This window comes from Pseudomonas sp. DP-17, from assembly GCF_022380625.1.
GTDB lineage: Bacteria > Pseudomonadota > Gammaproteobacteria > Pseudomonadales > Pseudomonadaceae > Pseudomonas > Pseudomonas nitroreducens_A.
Genome location: NZ_JAKSXG010000022.1, coordinates 1 through 17418 on the forward strand (window position 1 = coordinate 1; position 17418 = coordinate 17418).

The window sequence follows — 17418 nt, forward strand, 5'->3', positions numbered from 1 at the left end:
AAGGACCTGGAGAAGTTCGACTTCCCCGGCGGTCCCGAGGCGGCGCACGAAGCGGATCGGCCCATGGGCTGGCTCGACGCCTGGACCCGGCACCGGCACTTCAACTGGGACATCGTCCTCACCACGCCGAACATCAGCTACATCCGCGACGACATCCGCATGACCTGCGAGATGGCCTACAAGCACTCCAACCTCGCGGTCATCGGCATCCCCGGTCGCTACAAGGAGGCCCAGCATGACGCCCAGCTCAACCGACCGCCGGCTGACGGCACCATCATCGAATACAAGCGCATCCGAAAGCAGACCTTCGCTCTCTACCAGTCCACCGCCACCGGCAAGACCCAGGACACCAAAGCCGGCAAGAGCCTCTTCCGGTCGCCTAAGTTGGTTCTTCTACTGGCACTGCTGGCCGCTTCTATTGGCTTTGTCTGGTACATGGGCCCACTGCGCACGATTGGCGGTGAGGCTGCTCAAGTACCTGCCGAGCCTGTTGCTGAGCCTGCTCATGCCCCTGCTGCGAGTGCTACACAAAGTCCTGCTGTGGGTCTGCCGGCGCGTACTTCTGCGACTGGGTTTCTTCCTCCTGGCCTTGTACCTGACGGGCCAGCTGGTGCGCCTGTTGACCTGAGCGCCCATCCCTTCGCTGATCGCCGCATCAGCATCCTCGCCCACGCCTACCGTCCCTCGAAAGGGGACATCTACATGCTCGCCCTCGATGACCCGGAAGGCCGGCATCTGGAGCTGACCAGCTGGCAATTGGTGGGCTCCGGCTACCACGTCACCGCGAAGGGCGAGTGCGTCGCCGAGCTGGCCTTTGAGACGTGGAAGCAAACCATCACCTGCGGCGGAAGCCCTCCGCGTGCACCTGCCGGATTCACCCAGACACCGCCGCTCACAGCCGCCAGCGTGCCGCAAGCCGAGCCACCTGCGCTGACCATCGTGCCCAACTCCGAATACGCCTCACGCCCTTGGAGGAACGCCAAATGACCCTGCACGGATTGTTCAACGCCCTGGGCCTGCTCGCGCTTGCGTACGCCCTGGGATTCATCACCGCAATGCAGGTGATGCAGCCGGTGTCGGCGTTTCCGTTTTGAGTCGGCGAGCCGCGCCGCCGGCCGGGAGCGGAAGGCATGAGCGGTAGGCCGAAGGCGCGGCCGACGACCCTGTAACACGTCGGATAACCCACTGATCACTGTTTCATTACGTAGCTATTTGGAGCACTTCAATGACCAAGCCAAAGCATCAAGTCCGTGTCACGGTTAAGTCCGCTGGCGAGATTTACGAGTCGCCCGAGGGGCGCCTGTTCTTCGACGACAAGCTGGCAAAGTTCACTGATCTGTCTGGCGTGCGCCTGCTGCGCTGCGGCGTGGATACGGTCCGCCAGCTGTACAACGGCATGATCCGTCTCGAAGTGATGGCGCTGTTCGATGAGCCGGAAGACATCGTGGAGTTCGCTGGCTACCAGTGGGTCAAGGGCAGGGTAGGGCGCGACTCCGGCTACCAGTACCGCCTGCAGAACGCCGACACGGGCCTGATCCTGCTGATCAAGAATCACAACGTGAAGCTGGAGAACATCGGGCCGCATCTCAAGATTGAGGTGTCTCCACACGCCCTGGACGGAGCCGATCCTGCGATCCTGCAAGTCATGCTCGATGACCTGGCTAGTGCCGTGCTCGCTCACTGCGAAACGAACCAGTGCGCCGTGCATCTCGCGCTGGATGTGCAGGGCTGGACGCCTTCCGCGGACATTGTGGAGCGCATGCGTTGTCGGTCGACTCGTGTGCGGCAGATTAGCGGCATCGACCGTATCGAGTTCCACGGCAACGCTTCGGTGTATGGGCGTGGTGAGACCTTCATGTTCGGCTCGGCCAACGGTATGCAGCTCTGCATCTACAACAAGACGCTTCAGGCACGTGCTACCGATAAGCTCGATTACTGGAGCAACGTATGGGCGTCACTGAATGGTGATCCCTTTGGTGATGGGGAACCCGCCTACAACCCAGAGGAGACCGTGTGGCGTATCGAGTTTCGCTTCCATCACTCCATAGTCCAGCAGTTCTCCGAAGGCTCCAAATTGTCCTCAGGTGAGGTGATCGGCTGCCGCACCTATGCCGGCCTATGCCCGCACCTGCAAGGCCTGTGGGAATACGCCTGCGACAGCTTCCGGCTGCTGCTCAAAGACCCGAAGTGGTACGACCCGTTCTGGTCGCTGATCACCCTGGATACCAAGGTCCAGGTAGAGGCCGATCCGCTGATTGAGCGCACCGAATATCGCCGCTACTACAAGACCGCACAGGGCTTCTCCGGCAAGAACTGCGAGATGTTCTTGGGCCAGTTCGCCAGCCTGATCGCGCGGGAGCGCATCCCCTCAAAAAAGGCACTTGAGGTCGGGAGAACGCTCCCCTTCTGGCATGTGATCGAAGACCACTACACGGCCAAGGGCTACAGCACTCGCGACCTCGAAAAGCACATCTGCGGGCTGATCAATGATCGGTACTTGAGACGGGGATACGCCATCTGATGAGTATCACCAAGCTCCCAGATGGTCGCTGGTTCGTCGATGTAGAGCCGATCAAGGGCAAGCGTTTCCGGAAGCGGTTCAAGACCAAGATGGAAGCGCAGCAGTTTGAAGCCAATGCTCGCCAGAAGTGCTCTGAGAATCCGGGTTGGACGATCAAGCCCAAGGATCGCCGCAAGCTCTCCGAGCTAGTCGAACTCTGGTACGAGCTGCATGGCCAGACTCTCGCGAACGGTAAGCGCTGTGTGGCGATTCTGCGGCTGATTGCGAAGGATTTGGGTGACCCGGTGGCGGTAGCCCTGGAGCCGGCGAAAGTGGCCCGTGTGCGTTCCTTGCAGGTCGCTAAAGGCATGTCGGGCAAGTACGCCAACAACCGCCTTGGCTACCTCAAGTCGATGTACAACGAGCTACGACAGCTGGGGACCATCGACTACGAGAATCCCGTTGGACGCATGCGCCCCCTGAAGCTTCAGGAGAAGCCGCTGTCATACCTGACCAAGCATCAGGTATCCGAGCTGCTGGCCGCGCTCGATGCTCGAACCACATCGCCACATCCGAAGATGGTCGCTCGCATCTGCCTCGCAACCGGTGCTCGATGGGGAGAAGCGCAGGCACTGACCCTGGATCGGTTGAAGGGCAACACGGTGATCTTTGCCAACACCAAGTCGAAGCGCGTTCGCTCGGTGCCAATCTCGGAAGCCTTGGCCAAAGAGATTCGTCAGCACTGGCAGACTCACGGACCGTTCACCAACTGCCTTGGCGTGTTTCGCATCGTGCTGCTGTCGACGTCGATCAAGCTTCCGCGAGGGCAGGCCAGCCACGTGCTACGCCACACGTTCGCGAGTCACTTCATCATGAACGGCGGGTACATTGTCACGTTGCAACACATCCTGGGGCACGCCTCGCTCTCAATGACAATGAGGTACGCTCACCTCTCTCAAGACCACCTGACTGAGGCAGTAAGGCTGAATCCGTTATTTCGAGAGGGTTAGATTTTCGAAGTTGTGAACTCTAATGGTTCATTTCGAGTTCTCTGGAGGGATCTCAGTATTGTTGAGCAGCTTTCAAGCTGATTTCTGATGTCCCTTAAATGGAGTCTCTGGTTAGAGTTTCCAGTGGTGAGCTCTTCGATAAGTAAATCATCAAGGGCTTGGCCTAAACAGCAGCTCGCGATATGCAGACTTTGATTGAATCGTTCGTCATCCATGTGCGTGCAGGCCTTTAGGGTGTCTTGCTGTTTAATTTGAATTGCTTTGTGTTATCTCTCATTGGCCCAGCGTTACCGGGCCAACGGTAGTTCTCTTCACATTACTCTGACCTGTTCGGCCTGAGTTCCTTTAGGTCCTGATCCAAGGGAAAAGCTGACTCTTTGCCCTTCATCTAAGGATTTATATCCATCGCTTACTATTTCACGGAAATGAACGAATATGTCCTCTCCACTTTCCGGTGTGATGAATCCATAGCCTTTGACTGCGTTGAACCACTTTACGGTTCCGGTTTGACGGTCTGACATGACTTTATCTCCCGAGACTGAAATACCAGCCTGGATGGCTGGTGATTTCTGAGTGCAAAGTGAAGTGGCCGAGGAGATGTACGTCGAGTCTTGAGATCATCAGAACGGGGCCGCTTAACAAAGCAGGCAATAATGATCATACAGAGGTGGTTTGGGATGGATACCTTTAATTTTGAGAATCGATTAAATCGGACCGGTGGTAATAATTAAAATCGGAGGTAGTCCAATTGTCGGTATAGTCAACATGGCGCGTAGCCAATCTGGCTTTCGCAGGAGGCTATTTTTATGTCGAATATTTATTTGGATCGAGTGAGATCGGAGATAATTGCGAAAACTGAAGAGTTTTTGTCGCACGGCGGCGAAATTCAAGAGGTCAGACCAGGTAAAACTGGTTATAAGCCACCCATTAGAAGATCCGAATGGGTCAAAGATATAGCTAAGAAACCTGAGCCATGACTGCTTATCGCGCTACTCCTGGTCGCATTGCTCAGGGCGCAACTGAGTAAGTCACGCTGCTCTTCGACACTTTTTCGACACCTTTCCGGCCCAGAAAACGCAAAACCCCCGAAACGCTAGGCATTTCAGGGGGTTGGCAGGGTGTTCTGGAGCGGGCGAAGGGAATCGAACCCTCGTCATGAGCTTGGGAAGCTCAGGTAATGCCATTATACGACGCCCGCTTGGGGGTGCCTTTTTACCAGAAGGACGAGGCTTAGTGAAGCCTCAGGCGTTCAGGTCGGGCGAGTGGGCGGCATTCGTGAACGCGATGGCGCAATGAGAAACCGGGGGCGGAGGGGCTGGGGCCAGCCCCCGGCTCTGTGCGCTGGCTGCATCAGCCCACCATGGCGGCGATGGGCACGCCCTGGCTGCTGGGCAGGTAGGGATTGGCCAGGACCGGGTGGCGCTGCGGCTGGAGGAAGGTCAGGAGGGCGTCCTGGGTGTCCTGCCAGGCCTTCTTGTGTTCCACGTCGATGAAGTGGCCGGCGTTACGGATGGTGCGGAATTCGCAGTCAGGGATCAATTGCTGGAACAACTTGGCCTCGGCCGGGGTGGTGTAGATGTCCAGCTCGCCATTCATGAACAGCAGCGGGATGTCGATGGCCGCGAACTTCTCCATGTAGCTGTCCGCGCTGAGCTTGAGCACCTGGCAGATGTGGAAGTGCATCTGCCGGTATTCGTGCTCGTCGAGGCTGCTGACGTGGCGGAAGTTGTAGCGCTTGAACAACTGCGGCAGGTATTGCCCGATGGTGTCGTTGACCAGGTTGCCGACGTTGGTGCGGTCGCAGGCGGACAGGTAGTCCAGGCCGCGGTGCAGGTAGTCGAGCATCGAGGCATTGAGCAGCGGCGAGAAGGAGTTGATCACTGCCTTCTGGATCCGCGCCGGGCGTTCTGCCAGGGCCAGCAGGGTGGCGACGCCGCCCCAGGAGAAGGACATCACCACGTCGGCGCGGTAGTGCTCGATCAGGCCGAGCAGCAGCTGCGCTTCATATTCCTTGGTGATGAACTCGCGGCAGTCGTTGTGGGCCTTGGACCGGCCGGCATACGGCTGGTCGTAGCAGACCACGTTGAAGTGCGGTTGCAGGTATTTCACCGTTTGCGCGAAGGAGGCGGTGGTTGCCAGCGAGCCATTGACCAGGATGATGGTCTGGCGAGCTTCCCTGTTGGCGTGAAACTCCGTGTGTACCCGGTGTTGCTGAATCTCGACGACGGCGGTTTCCGGCCTCATGTCGTATTCCTCCAGACGCAGGTCATGGTGCGCACCCAGGATCGGATGCGAAGAAAGTACCCAGGCAGAGGAAAGCGTCTTGGCGTGACAGCTTCATGTCACTCGACGAAAGTTAATAAACTCTTAATTTTCAACTGGTTAAGACATCAAAAGGCAGAGGTTCCGGTACCGTTGAAGGCGCGGATTCGGGCTCTTGATCAGGCGGGGAAGGTGCGGCTGGGGAACGGCTGCCGCAAAAAAATCATTGTTGGTTGCGCTGCGTGACTCGGCGGTCACGCTTGAGCCAGAGTTAAGCAGGGTGGTCCGATCGCCGCAACCGCCACTGGGCGCTTGAGTCACATCGTTTTGCGGAAATCCGACGAAATGACATTTCTCCTTGCGATTGTCCGGCGCTTTGGTGAAGCCGGATTACACTCTTGTGATAGCTGTAACGCCCCTGCCGAAGACGAGCGATCTCGCCGTGCTCCCCCTGAGGCCGATACCGCGTGCGGAGCGGGTTCATGGCACTTCACCAAAGGTTCCTTACCTCGCTGGTCCTGGCGCCGGCCGCCTGGCTGTGTGCGGCAGCCATGGCCGAGGATCGCTATGGCTGCGAGCAGCCGATCACCGTCGCGTACACCCGCAACGTGGTGTTCTTCCACGATGACGTGGGCATCGATCCGGACCTGATCGCTGAGCTGGGCAAGCGCACCGGCTGCCAGTTCGAGACGTCCATTCGCGCGCGAGATGAAATCTGGAGCCAGTTGCAGAGCGGTGGGCTGCAGATGGGCACCAGCGGCGTCGCTACGCCACAGCGGCGCACCTACACTTACTTGCTGCCCTATTTGTACCTGCGCAACAAGCTGATCGTGCGCGACGACCTGGGCGAGACGGACAGCCTGGAGGCCTTCCATGACATGCCCGGCGCACGCATCGGGGTGATCGCCGGATATCGCCACGGCGCGTTCATCGACGGCATGCTGCGCATCCTCCGCGCCGAAGGCCGGGTGGTGGAGTACACGGATGATGCGACCCGTTTCAGTGCGCTGCTCAACGGCGACGTAGAGGGCGTGATCGGCCACGAAATGAATCTGGAAGGGGCGGTAAGCGATCGTCGTCAACGGCAACGCTTTCATGTGGTAGATGTGACTCCCGGCCCGGCGACTCCCCACAACCTGATGCTCTCGCGCAAGCGTTTCACCCCGGCGCAGAGCGCCGAGTGGTTGCGCCTGATGGAGACCTTGTGGCTGGACGGAACACTGGCTCGAATCATGCGCAAGAATGCACCGCCGCCAGTGGCGGAAGGGCTGCTCGACAGCGGATATCGCTACAGCTCCACGGACAGAGGCTGGTAAAGGATGAAGGCATTCGAACGGGGTATTCCGCTGCAACTGCTGGTTGCCGGGGCCATCATTGCCAGCATGCTGGTGCTGGCGGGCGCGTTGCTGATCCAGGGATACCGCGGTGTGGAAGGTGCGTTGGTGACTGCCGCAGGTGAGTCGGCCAGCCAGTTGGGCGCGACCATCAATGAACGTATTCGCCGCCTGATCGACCCGGCGGAAAGCACGCTGCGCCTGCTGACCCATGACCCCATCTCGCAGACCGACAATCTGCCGGCGCGCCTGGATCGTCTGCCCATGCTGGTGGAGAACCTGCGCGCGAACCGCACCTTGAGCGCGGTGTACATCGGCTATCCGAATGGCGAGTTCCTGCTGATACGCGCGCTGCGCGTGCCGGAGGTGCGACGCGCCCTGCAGGCGCCGGATGCGGCCAAGTACCTGGTGCAGAGCCAGACGCTCAATGGCCAGGGCGGGCTACTCGGCGAGTGGCGTTTCTATGACAGCGAGCTGCGCCTGCTGCGCGTGCAGGAGCGCCCCGACTACAACTACGACCCCCGTCAGCGGCCCTGGTACAACGAGGCGCGTCTTACCAGCAAGACGGTGCTGACCCAGCCCTACGTGTTCTTCACCACGCGCGAGATCGGCCTCACGCTGGCGCACCGCAGCGTCGACGGCGCCGCGGTGATCGGCATGGATGCCTCGGTCAACGACCTGGGCGGGGAGATGGGCGACCTGCGGCAGACGCCCAATACCGAGCTGGCGGTGGTGGACGGCAAGGGCACGGTGATCGCCTATCCAGACCTGACCAAGCTGATGATCCACGAAGGCAAGGAGCTACGCCTGGCCACCCTCGCCGAGTTGGAGGTGCCGAGCCTGAGCCAGCTCAACGCCGAAGCGGTGCCCGCGGGGACACCGGTGTCCTATCGGGTGACGGGCCAGGACTGGTACGGCATCTGGGTGCCGCTGTCGAACTTCACCAGCAATGAGGTGAAGGTGCTGATCGCCATCCCGGCCGTCGAACTGCTGGCCGGCGCGCGGCGATTGCTGTTCAACCAGGCGCTGTGGAGCGGCACCTTGTTGATCGTGCTGTTGCTGATCGGCTGGTACATCGGCCGGCGCATCGCACGGCCCCTGACCGCGCTGGCTGATCAGGTCGGCGCCCTGGCGGCCTTCGACTTCGCCCGGCCGGTAGGGGTGGAGTCGAAGATCGCCGAGGTTCGCGACCTGAGCAGTGTGATGGGCAGCATGTCGCGCACCATCCACAACTTCCAGGCGATCACCCTGACCCTCAGCCGTGAGACGCGCCTGGAAAGCATGCTCGAGGGCGTACTGTCGCGTCTGGTCGAAGCCACTGGCGTGATGGGCGGGGCGGTCTACCTGCTGGACGACGAGGAAAGCCGCTTGCGCCTGGCCTGCTCGGTGAACGGTGAGCAGTACCCGCAATCCATGCTGATCGAAGGATTCACCGAGACGGAGCTGGCCGAGCGGGTGGACCTGGCGCTGGCCAATCGCGGGCAGTATCTGGAGGTTTCCCTGCGCAACCGTGCGGACGAGCTGCTGGGTATCCTGGTGCTGCAACTGGCCGAGGAGGGCGCGCACAGCCAGCAGCCGCGCAAGCCGTTCAAGCGCTTCGTCGAGGAGCTCTCCGGCGCCGCCGCCGTGGCCATCGAGACCCGCCAGCTGATCGAAGCCCAGCAGCGCCTGCTGGACGCCATCATCAAGCTGCTGGCCGACGCCATCGACGCCAAGAGCCCCTACACAGGCGGCCACTGCGAGCGCGTGCCGCAGCTGGCCGACCTGCTGCTGCAGAAAGTCATCGACTCGCATGACGGCGAGTACGCCGGCTTCACCATGAGCGACGCCGAGCGCTACGAGTTCCAGATCGCTGCCTGGCTGCATGACTGCGGCAAGATCACCAGCCCCGAGTACGTGGTGGACAAGGCGACCAAGCTGGAGACCCTGTACAACCGCCTGCACGAGGTGCGCACCCGTTTCGAGGTGATCTGGCGCGACATCGAGCTGGACTACTGGCGCGGCATCGCCGAGGGCAACGACATCGGCCTGCTCGCTGCGCGCCGCGATGCGCTGCATGAATCACTACGCGACGATTACGCCTTCGTCGCCCAGGCCAACGTCGGCGGCGAGTTCATGAAGGACGAGGACATCGAGCGCCTCAAGCAGATCGGCGAACGCCGCTGGCTGCGCTATTTCGATGACCGCCTGGGGATCTCCCACGACGAGGCCGAGCGGCTTCAGGGACGACCCGAACGGCCCCTGCCGGCCGAGGAATTCTTGCTGTCCGACAAGCCTGAACACCGGGTGATGTGGGGTGAGCGCAAGCCGCCGGTGGCGAAGGACGACCCGCGCAACATCTGGGGCTTCGACATGCGCCTGCCGCCCTACGCGAGCAACTATGGCGAGCTGTACAACCTGGGCATCCGCCGCGGCACGCTGAACGACGAGGAGCGCTTCAAGATCAACGAGCACATCGTGCAGACGCTGATGATGCTCACTACGCTGCCGCTGCCGCGCCACCTGCGGCGCGTGCCGACCATCGCGGCCAACCACCACGAGAAGATGGATGGCACCGGCTATCCACGCAAACTCTCCCGCGAGCAGATGAGCATCCCGGAACGGGTAATGGCCATCGCCGATATCTTCGAGGCGCTGACTGCTGCCGACCGCCCCTACAAGGCGCCGAAGACGCTGTCCGAGTCGCTGAAGATCCTCGCCTTCATGGCCCGCGACCAGCACATAGACGCCGACCTGTTCCGCCTGTTCATCAGTCAGGGGGTGTACAAGGAATACGGCGAGCGCTTCCTCCACCCGGAGCAGATGGACGCCGTGGATGTGCGCGCGATCCTGGAAATACTCGATGGGGTAAAGGCGTAGTCCTTCCTGCGGCCTCATGAAACGCAAACCGCCGGCATCAGCCGGCGGTTTGCATTTGTGGGGCGAGATCAGCGCTTGGCGAGGTTGGTGGCGTAGCGGTTGATCTGCGGATTCTTCGCCACGGTGCAGCTCTGCCCGGCGAGGAACTGGGAGGTCTTGAGGTAGTCCTGCTGCGGGTAGTAGGCGAACACGTAGCTGCCGTTCTTCACCGTGTCGATCAGTTGCTGCGCCACCTGCGGGCGCACCGCCGGGCAGCCCAGGCTGCGGCCCAGGCGGCCGAGACCGGAGACGACCTTGGGGTCGGCGTAGGCGGCGGCGTGCATGACGATGGCGCGTTCTTCGCTGTTGTCGTTGAAGCCGGGCTCCAGGCCCAGCAGGCGCAGGGAGCGGCCGTGCTTGCCGCTGTAGGTCTGGCCGGTCTGGTAGAGGCCGATGGAGGACTGGTAGCTTTCCGGGCGGTTGGAGAAGGAGGTGGCCATGTCATCGCCACTCTTCTTGCCGTGGGCGACCCATTCCTCGAAGAGCAGCTTGCGCTGCTTCAGATCGAAGACCCAGAGGCGCTTGTCGCGCGAGGGCTTGGAATAATCGATCACCGTCAGCAGGCGGTTCTGGCCGCCGAGTTGGGTGCTGGCGCACTGCAGCGCGCTGAGCGCCAGGCGCAGGGTTTCGGTGTTGGTCGCGGGCGCGAGGCGGTGCAGCTCCTCGGCCGTGGGCAGGCGGGCGGCGGACACGCTTTGCCAGCTACCGATCGCAAAAAGCGCGGCACTGGCGAGCGAAATCCGGAAGAACCCCCGTAACTTCAAGAAAGTCAGCATGAATACAACATTCCCGTTGAATCGATATGGTTTTTTCTGGGAAACGCCGCATTGTGCGCGATTTTTGATCGATGATGTGGTTGTTTTTTGATCAAGTATGGTTCCGCCTGTCGGTATTTACGAACTTTTCCGTGCGGTAAAGCGCCGCGCAGCGCCGAACCTGGGGGGAGGAAGGCGACAGAGCTCACCTCGGACAGGCGCCTTGACTCTTTGTGTTTCGAGATTCTTCGGCTGCTTGCACGGCGGGCTTGAGGCCGTCTGTCCGTGGGTGAGTGGCGGCAGTTTGCCGGTGGCAGCAAAGGACCAGTGGAGGGGGAACGATGAAGACGCTGTAGGGGAAATCCGGAGCTCGTGGCTGGCGCTACGGATCATCGCGTCACTGCACGCTCTGGTTCTTGACCGGCTTCTGCTCGGCCTTGCGGTCGTTGGTGGTGATCACGGTGAAGTCCGGGTTGCTGCGCATGTCGCGGGTGGACGGCAGGTCGGTGATCACCAGGGTGCTGCCCACGTCCATGCTGGCCAGCAGGTTGCGCAGGAATTCGCGGTCCAGGCTGAACTTGCCCAGTTGCTCGGCCGGAGACAGGCCGCGCTGCGGGTCGCTGACCTGCACGCTGGTCCAGCGCAGGTTGGGGTTTTCGCTGTCGATCTCGGCCTGGGTCGGTTTTTCCATGAGGGAGAAGGCGGCGACGCCGGTCTTTTCTTCCGGGTGCTCGAAGGCGACCGGCGCGGTGCCGATCTGCAGCCCGCCGCGGTAGACGTAGAGGCGGCGGTCGGCGCGGCTGACCAGCACGGATACCGGGCCCTTTTCGGCGCCCGGATCGCTCCAGAAGGGCACCACCATGCCGCTGTCGTCATGCGGGCCGGCAGGGCGGCCGTCGCTGACGATGGGGGCGAGCAGGCCGGGGTGGTAGACCTCGACGGGTGAGCTCTTGGCATCGGAGATGATCACCGTGGTGGTGCTGAAACCGGTGACTTCGTAGAGCTTCTTGGCAAAGGCCATGGGCAGGCGGATGCAGCCGTGGGAGGCCGGGTAGCCGGGCAGGTTGCCGGCGTGCAGGGCGATGCCGTCCCAGGTCAGGCGCTGCATGTAGGGCATGGGCGCGCTGTTGTAGAGGTCGGAGTGGTACTCGACCTTCTTCTGCAAGATGGAGAACACGCCGGTGGGGGTTTCCTTGCCCTTCTTGCCGGTGCTCACCGTGGCTACGCCGATGGCAATGCCGTTGCGGTACACGTAGGCGCGCTGTTCGGTCAGGCTGACCACCAGGGTGACCGGACCCGCCGGGGAGATTTCCGGGTACCAGAGGAACTGGCCGGGCTTGAGTGTCTTTAGCGCTGCCTGCAGGTCCGAGAGCGGCGAGGGCTTGCTCGGATTGGCAAAGGCGACGCTGGCGCTCAGGGCGATCAGCAGGGCAACCGACAGTTTCTTCATTACCTTTCCTTGGATCGCGGGCATGGCAGGGAGCTTAGCCAAGCGGCGACGGAGGCTGCAAACTGCCGGGCTGAACGGTGCGCGTAGGGTTTTTCGGAACCTTGCTCGAGGTGTGGAATGTAGGAGCGGACTTCGTCCGCGATCGATTCACCGCTCGCTCCGGTTCTGCGCATGGCGTCGGCCCACCCATCGCGGAGGGAGTTCGCTCCTACAGGTCGAGCTGTGCAATCTCTTGCGCGGTCAGCGCCCGGTAGTCGCCGGGCTCCAGCGCTGGATCAAGGGCGAGGCTGCCCATGCTCTCGCGATGCAGTCGCGTCACCTTGTTCTGGAAGTGGCCGAACATGCGCTTGACCTGGTGGTAGCGGCCTTCGTGCAGGGTCAGGCGCGCGGCGTGCGGGCCGAGGATTTCCAGTTGAGCGGGCAGGGTGGTGAGGTCTTCGAAGGCAAAGTACAGGCCCTGCTCGAAGGTTTCGATGTAGCGCTCCTCGATCGAGGCCTCGGTCTCGACGTAATAAACCTTGGGCAGCTTGCGCCCTGGCAGCGTCATGCGCCGCGACCATTGTCCGTCGTTGGTGATCAGTAGCAGGCCGGTGGTGTTGTAGTCCAGGCGGCCGCCGATATGCAGCTCCTGCTTGTCCGGCTCGTCCAGCAGGTCGAGCACGGTGCGGTGCTCGGCGTCGCAGGTGGCGCTGACACAGCCCGCGGGCTTGTGCAGCATGAAGTAGCGCGCCGGCTTGCCGGCCTGCAGCACGTCATTGTCCAGCTCCACGCGGGAGAACACCCGTACCTCCTGGCGACCATCGCGCGCCACTTGGCCATCTACGCGCAGACGACCCTCGGCAAGCAATTGGCGGGCTTGCTGGCGGTTGAGGTGAGGCTGGTTGGCGATGAAGCGGTCCAGGCGCATCAGTTGTTCCCGGCGTCCTTCAGCCCCGTTGCGCAGCGTGGGCACAGGCAGGCGCGGTCGACCAGATCCGTCGGGATACGCTCCAGCGCCTCGCGGTCGATGGGCGTGCTGAAGCACCAGCAGCTCTGGCCCTCCAGCGCCGGGTCGGCCTGGGTGCAACGGTTGGACTGGCCGCAAAGCGGGCAACGGCTGGGATCGGGGCGGAGGTCGTTCATGGCCGGGCAGGGCGGAAGATGGATGATGCGGGCGCACAGGGTGCAGCGCCGACCCGCATCGTGCAAGCGGATTCGGATCGGCGCGGCGGGTACCGGTCAGGGAATCCGGATGCCTTCTATCCAGGGCTCGAGGCGGCGACCGAAGGCGACCTCGGCCACGTATGGCTGGGCGGTTCCATCGGCACGGACGGGCCGCGAGAGCACGCGGTCGAGGCGCTCCCGCCACAGGTGGGGGACGTTGATGCTGTCGGTGCCGATGGCGCTGGCTGTGCCGCCGAGTGTCCAGACGTGCTGGTAGTAGTTGGAAATCGGCCGCACGCGGCCGTGCACGATCAGGTAGCGCTGGCGGTCGGGGTACTGGGCGCGCAGCGCTTGCAGGTCGAGGCCGACGTCCTTGAGCAGCAGACGCGTATCGGTCTTCTCTTCGCTGTCCAGTTCGCGGCGGATGAAGTCGCGTTCGTCCGCCAGGCGCGCATTCTGTGGTGCGGCATCGGCTGCGAGGCGGGCTTCTTCGAGGCGCTTGCGCGTCAGTTGCACTTCGCGCTGGTACAGCGGGCCGTCAAGTTCCAGCACCAGCAGTGCGTCGCGCGATTGCTGGCGGCCGAAGCGCGGCGCGCTGTCGTCGTCCACCTGAGCGGGCATGGTGAAGCCGAGCTTCTCCATCTTCTGAGCATCAATGGCCGGCAGCCAGCCACGGTTGTGCCGTGTGCTTTCGTCCCGCGTCGGGGTGCGCCAGTGCAAGCGCAGGCTCAGGCCGCTGTTCTCGTCGTGCCAGGAGCTGTTGCGCAGCAGTTCGCGCTGGCTCAGGGGCAACAGGCTGTCGGGCTCGCCGGAGCGATTCCAGGCGACGCCGCCCAGGGCTACGGCGTTGACCAGCAGGATCAGCCCGACGCCGCCGGCCAGGGCATGGGTGCGTGTCCAGTTCATGACGAAGCGCCTCCCAGCAGGCCGTGGGCCCGACGCAGCCGGCGCAGCACCAGCAGGATCAGCACCGCGCACAGGCCCAGCACGAGGAAGAACAGGTACTTGGGCATGACCTGCCACCACCAGTCGAAGAACTTGGTGTAGAGGAAGATCACGAAGAAGGTCAGCCCGCTGTTCACCACCTCAGGCCACTCGCGCCGCGCGCCGAGCCAGATGACCAGCGCCGAGGCGATGAAGCCCAGTACCTGGTAGAGACTCTCCACCTTGGCGGAGGCCATTGCCAGGTAGCTGCCGCCGCCCCAGTTGGCCAGCACCAGCATTGGCAGGAACAGGCCGAGCAGGCCGAATATCCGGTAGATCGCGGCGAAGCCGTCGAAGCGGGTCTGCGCCAGGAGCGAGGGGACGAGGAAGATCAGCAGTGAGGCGGGGAAGAAATTTTCCGGGCGCTCGCCCACGTCCAGCCAGTACACGCCACTCCAGGTACCGACCCGCGCGGCGACGTAGCCCATCACGCAGATCAGCGCGGCTGCCAGCAGCAGGCGAGTGTTGCAGGTATAGGCCAGCAGCAGGGCATAGGCGGCCCAGGGCAGCAGGGCTTTGTCGGACGGCGTGATGTTGAAGATCTGCCCGACCATCACGACGTTCAGCACAAGGCAGGCGAAGGCCAGCATGGCGCCGAGCTTGGCGAAGTAGCCGGAGGCGTCGCGGCGTTGCAGGAAGAGCGTCAGCAGCAGGCTGATCAGGGAGGCGGCGATGAGGGTGAGCACCTGGGCGGTTTCCGCGAACAGGCCCCAGAACTGGTAGAACAGGAAGAACAGGCTGGCGGCCAGGGCCAGCGCGCCGAGGAAGGAGGCGATGCGCATGCCCAGGGAGAGGCGATGGTCCTGGCTGTCGCGGTCGATGTCGAAGCGCGCACGGTAGTCGGCGAGCAGGCGTTGCTGGTGGTCGTGCAGGCGGTCGCGCTGGGCGGCGTCGAGGACGAGAGCGCCTTCGTCCTGCAGGCGTCGCAATTCGCGGTCGAAGGCCAGGATATCGTTGACGCGGTGCTGCGCCTGCTGGTGGCTGAGGTCGGGCATGACCGGTCCTTGCGGCGGGTGATGCTGGAACTCTAGCGGGTGGCGCGGCGGGGTTCCATGGGCGTGATCACCTCGGAGTGAGCGGCGTGGTGTTCTACACCATTGCGGGTGTACGGGGAGCTTGGTCCACCTACCGGCGATGCGGGATCGTAGGATGGGTGGAGCGCAGCGATACCCATGCTGGCGAAGCATAGGACTGATGGGTATCGCTGCGCTCCACGCCATCCTCCGGGGAGCCTGCCGTGCTTAGCTGCGGCTCTGCAGCCAGGCTCGCCAACCGCCGAAGCGGCTGATGTCCTCGGCGCCATTCAGGCCCCAGGCGTCGCAGATGAAGCCGGTTTCCCAGCTGCCATCTTCCAGCTGCACCTTGCCCAGTCCCAGCGGCGCGGGGATGCCGGTGAGAAAGGAGCCCAGCTCGGCGCTGGGCAGCTCCCAGACTTCCACCTCGATGGCCACGCCACCCTCGTCCACTCGCAGCATGCCGGGGCGCAGCGGCGGGCCGCCGGCCAGGGCATAGAGCTTGTAGGCCGGTGCGCTGCGGGTGGCGCGCAGCAGGCGGGCGCCGCGCTGGCGCAGTTGCCCGTTCAGCGCCAGGCCGTCGAGGTGCGCACCGCAGACCACCAGGCGCGCGCGGTCGTTGCGTGCGGGGTTGACGGAGGACGACGACGCGATGGCATTGCCGCCAGCCAGCGGCAGGTTGTGCAGGCGCTGCAGTGCATCGGCCACGCCGAGCAGGTACTGGTCGGTGAAGGCGCGGCCGAACAGCGTCACGCCCCACGGCAGGCCGTTGTCCATGAGGGCGCTGGGTACGGCGACGGCGGCGTAGTCCAGCAGGTTCATGAAGTTGGTGTAGTAGCCCAGGTCGGAGTTGCGCTTCACCGGTTCGGCGTGCAGTTCGTCCAGCGTCACCGGACGGCCGATGGTGGGCGTCAGTACGCAGTCCAGGTCGGCGAGGATCGCGTCGCACTGGGCCTTGAGTTCCTGCAGCCGGTATTGCGCGCGGAATGCCTGCACGGCGGTCGCGCCGGGCGCCTTCGCCAACACGTCGCGGATCACCGGCAGTACCGCCTGCGGGTCGCGTTCGATCAGCTCGCCGGCCACGCTGTAGCGCTCGGCCACCCACGGGCCTTCATAGAGCAGGCGCGCGGCCTCGAGGAAGGGCGCGAAGTCGATTTCCCGCGCCTCGCCGCCGAGGGCCTTGAGCTGGTCGAGGGCGTCGGTGAACAGCACCGGGCCTTCGTGGCAGCCGAAGAACACCAGTTGATCGGCGCGCGGCACGCCGAAGCGGAAGGGCTTGGGCGTACCGAAGGCGTTGGCGTCGTTCCAGGCAGGATTGGCGCGGCTGTACCCGTCCTGCGGATCGAACCGCGCGGTGAGGGCCAGCAGTTCGCTGGCCTCGCTGGCGCTGGCGGTGAAGTAGGTGATGCAGTCCAGTGTGCGGCAGGCCGGCACCAGGCCGTGGTTGGACAGCAGGCCCTTGCTCGGTTTCAGTCCCAGCAGGCCATTGAGCGCCGCCGGCACCCGGCCGGAGCCGGCGGTGTCGGTGCCCAGGGCGAAGCTCGCCACGCCCAGCGCCACGGCCAGCGAGGAACCAGCGCTGGAGCCGCCCGAGGGGTACTCCGGCAGCACGCTGTTGCGGCATTCGCCGTAGGGCGAGCGGGTGCCGTTGAGACCGGTGGCGAACTGGTCGAGGTTGGTCTTGCCCAGCGGGATGGCGCCCAGGTCGATCAGTTGCCGGACCAGCGTCGCCGAGGTCTCCGGTGTGTAGGCGAAGGCCGGGCAGGCGGCGGTGGTGGGGATGCCGGCAAGGTCGATGTTGTCCTTGATGGCGAAGGGGATGCCGTAGAGCGGCAGGCTTTCCGGGGACTTGCCGTCCAGCGCAGTGAAGTAGGGCTCCAGTTCTTCCAGGCTCAGCAGGTGGATGAACAGGTGGTAGTCCGGGTTCAGTGCGGCGGCCTTGTCACGCAGTTGGGCGAGCAGCTGGCGCGGAGTGGCGCGGCCCTCGCGGTAGGCGGCGCGCAGGGTGGTGAGGCGCAGGTCGAAGGTGGTGGGCATGGTCGGGGTTCCTATGCTGGGCGGCTACCCTC

The 17418-nt window shown here is 63.3% G+C and carries 14 protein-coding genes and 1 tRNA gene; 5 read left to right on the top strand and 10 right to left on the bottom strand.

Going from position 1 to position 17418, the window contains the following annotated elements; translation table 11 throughout:
• From MJ122_RS29545 to MJ122_RS29555, 3 genes are all read left to right on the top strand, one after another.
• Positions 1 to 987, top strand: a 987-nt coding sequence (locus MJ122_RS29545) for a zonular occludens toxin domain-containing protein (RefSeq protein ID WP_239747151.1), incomplete at its 5' end; no start/stop codon positions are given.
• A gap of 238 nt (positions 988 to 1225) precedes the next feature.
• Complete coding sequence (locus MJ122_RS29550; protein WP_239747152.1) at positions 1226 to 2521, top strand: hypothetical protein; 1296 nt, start codon at positions 1226 to 1228, stop codon at positions 2519 to 2521.
• Positions 2521 to 3510 (top strand): tyrosine-type recombinase/integrase, encoded by a 990-nt coding sequence (locus MJ122_RS29555; RefSeq protein WP_239747153.1) that lies wholly within the window; start codon positions 2521 to 2523, stop codon positions 3508 to 3510. The genes MJ122_RS29550 and MJ122_RS29555 overlap by 1 nt, the downstream gene beginning before the upstream one ends.
• A 311-nt stretch (positions 3511 to 3821) precedes the next feature.
• On the opposite strand, the gene MJ122_RS29560 is transcribed toward MJ122_RS29555, so the two are convergent.
• The 3 genes from MJ122_RS29560 to MJ122_RS29570 all read right to left on the bottom strand — a co-directional run bounded on the left by MJ122_RS29560 (position 3822) and on the right by MJ122_RS29570 (position 5754).
• Complete coding sequence (locus MJ122_RS29560; protein ID WP_239747154.1) at positions 3822 to 4031, bottom strand: cold-shock protein; 210 nt, start codon at positions 4029 to 4031, stop codon at positions 3822 to 3824.
• 603 nt (positions 4032 to 4634) lie between these two features.
• A tRNA-Gly gene (locus MJ122_RS29565) sits at positions 4635 to 4708 on the bottom strand.
• A 152-nt stretch (positions 4709 to 4860) separates the two neighbouring features.
• On the bottom strand, positions 4861 to 5754 hold the full coding sequence (locus MJ122_RS29570) for an alpha/beta hydrolase (protein WP_239747155.1): 894 nt from the start codon (positions 5752 to 5754) through the stop codon (positions 4861 to 4863).
• Between the two features lie 500 nt (positions 5755 to 6254).
• Between MJ122_RS29570 and MJ122_RS29575 the strand changes: the two genes are divergently transcribed.
• Together MJ122_RS29575 and MJ122_RS29580 are read left to right on the top strand one after the other, a co-directional pair.
• Complete coding sequence (locus MJ122_RS29575) at positions 6255 to 7088, top strand: transporter substrate-binding domain-containing protein (protein ID WP_239747156.1); 834 nt, start codon at positions 6255 to 6257, stop codon at positions 7086 to 7088.
• A gap of 3 nt (positions 7089 to 7091) precedes the next feature.
• Positions 7092 to 9965 carry an HD domain-containing phosphohydrolase gene (locus MJ122_RS29580; protein WP_239747157.1) on the top strand — a complete coding sequence of 958 codons (2874 nt, stop codon included), beginning with the start codon at positions 7092 to 7094 and terminating at the stop codon, positions 9963 to 9965.
• 68 nt (positions 9966 to 10033) lie between these two features.
• Here the strand turns inward: MJ122_RS29580 and MJ122_RS29585 are convergent, their stop codons facing one another.
• From MJ122_RS29585 to atzF, 7 genes are all read right to left on the bottom strand, one after another.
• Entirely contained in the window at positions 10034 to 10780 is a 747-nt protein-coding gene (locus MJ122_RS29585; protein WP_017519437.1) for a murein L,D-transpeptidase catalytic domain family protein, read from the bottom strand.
• Between the two features lie 376 nt (positions 10781 to 11156).
• The gene (locus MJ122_RS29590; RefSeq protein ID WP_017519438.1) at positions 11157 to 12209 is read right to left on the bottom strand and encodes a L,D-transpeptidase; all 1053 of its coding nucleotides are present in this window, start codon (positions 12207 to 12209) and stop codon (positions 11157 to 11159) included.
• 208 nt (positions 12210 to 12417) lie between these two features.
• Complete coding sequence (locus MJ122_RS29595) at positions 12418 to 13116, bottom strand: 16S rRNA pseudouridine(516) synthase (RefSeq protein WP_239747158.1); 699 nt, start codon at positions 13114 to 13116, stop codon at positions 12418 to 12420.
• Entirely contained in the window at positions 13116 to 13331 is a 216-nt protein-coding gene (locus tag MJ122_RS29600; protein ID WP_239747159.1) for a cysteine-rich CWC family protein, read from the bottom strand. The genes MJ122_RS29595 and MJ122_RS29600 overlap by 1 nt, the downstream gene beginning before the upstream one ends.
• A gap of 96 nt (positions 13332 to 13427) precedes the next feature.
• The gene (locus MJ122_RS29605; RefSeq protein ID WP_088417716.1) at positions 13428 to 14258 is read right to left on the bottom strand and encodes a DUF4824 family protein; all 831 of its coding nucleotides are present in this window, start codon (positions 14256 to 14258) and stop codon (positions 13428 to 13430) included.
• Positions 14255 to 15331 carry a DUF2157 domain-containing protein gene (locus tag MJ122_RS29610; RefSeq protein ID WP_239747160.1) on the bottom strand — a complete coding sequence of 359 codons (1077 nt, stop codon included), beginning with the start codon at positions 15329 to 15331 and terminating at the stop codon, positions 14255 to 14257. The genes MJ122_RS29605 and MJ122_RS29610 overlap by 4 nt, the downstream gene beginning before the upstream one ends.
• 246 nt (positions 15332 to 15577) lie before the next feature.
• The gene (gene atzF / locus MJ122_RS29615) at positions 15578 to 17386 is read right to left on the bottom strand and encodes an allophanate hydrolase (protein ID WP_239747161.1); all 1809 of its coding nucleotides are present in this window, start codon (positions 17384 to 17386) and stop codon (positions 15578 to 15580) included.
• Positions 17387 to 17418 lie beyond the last annotated feature (32 nt).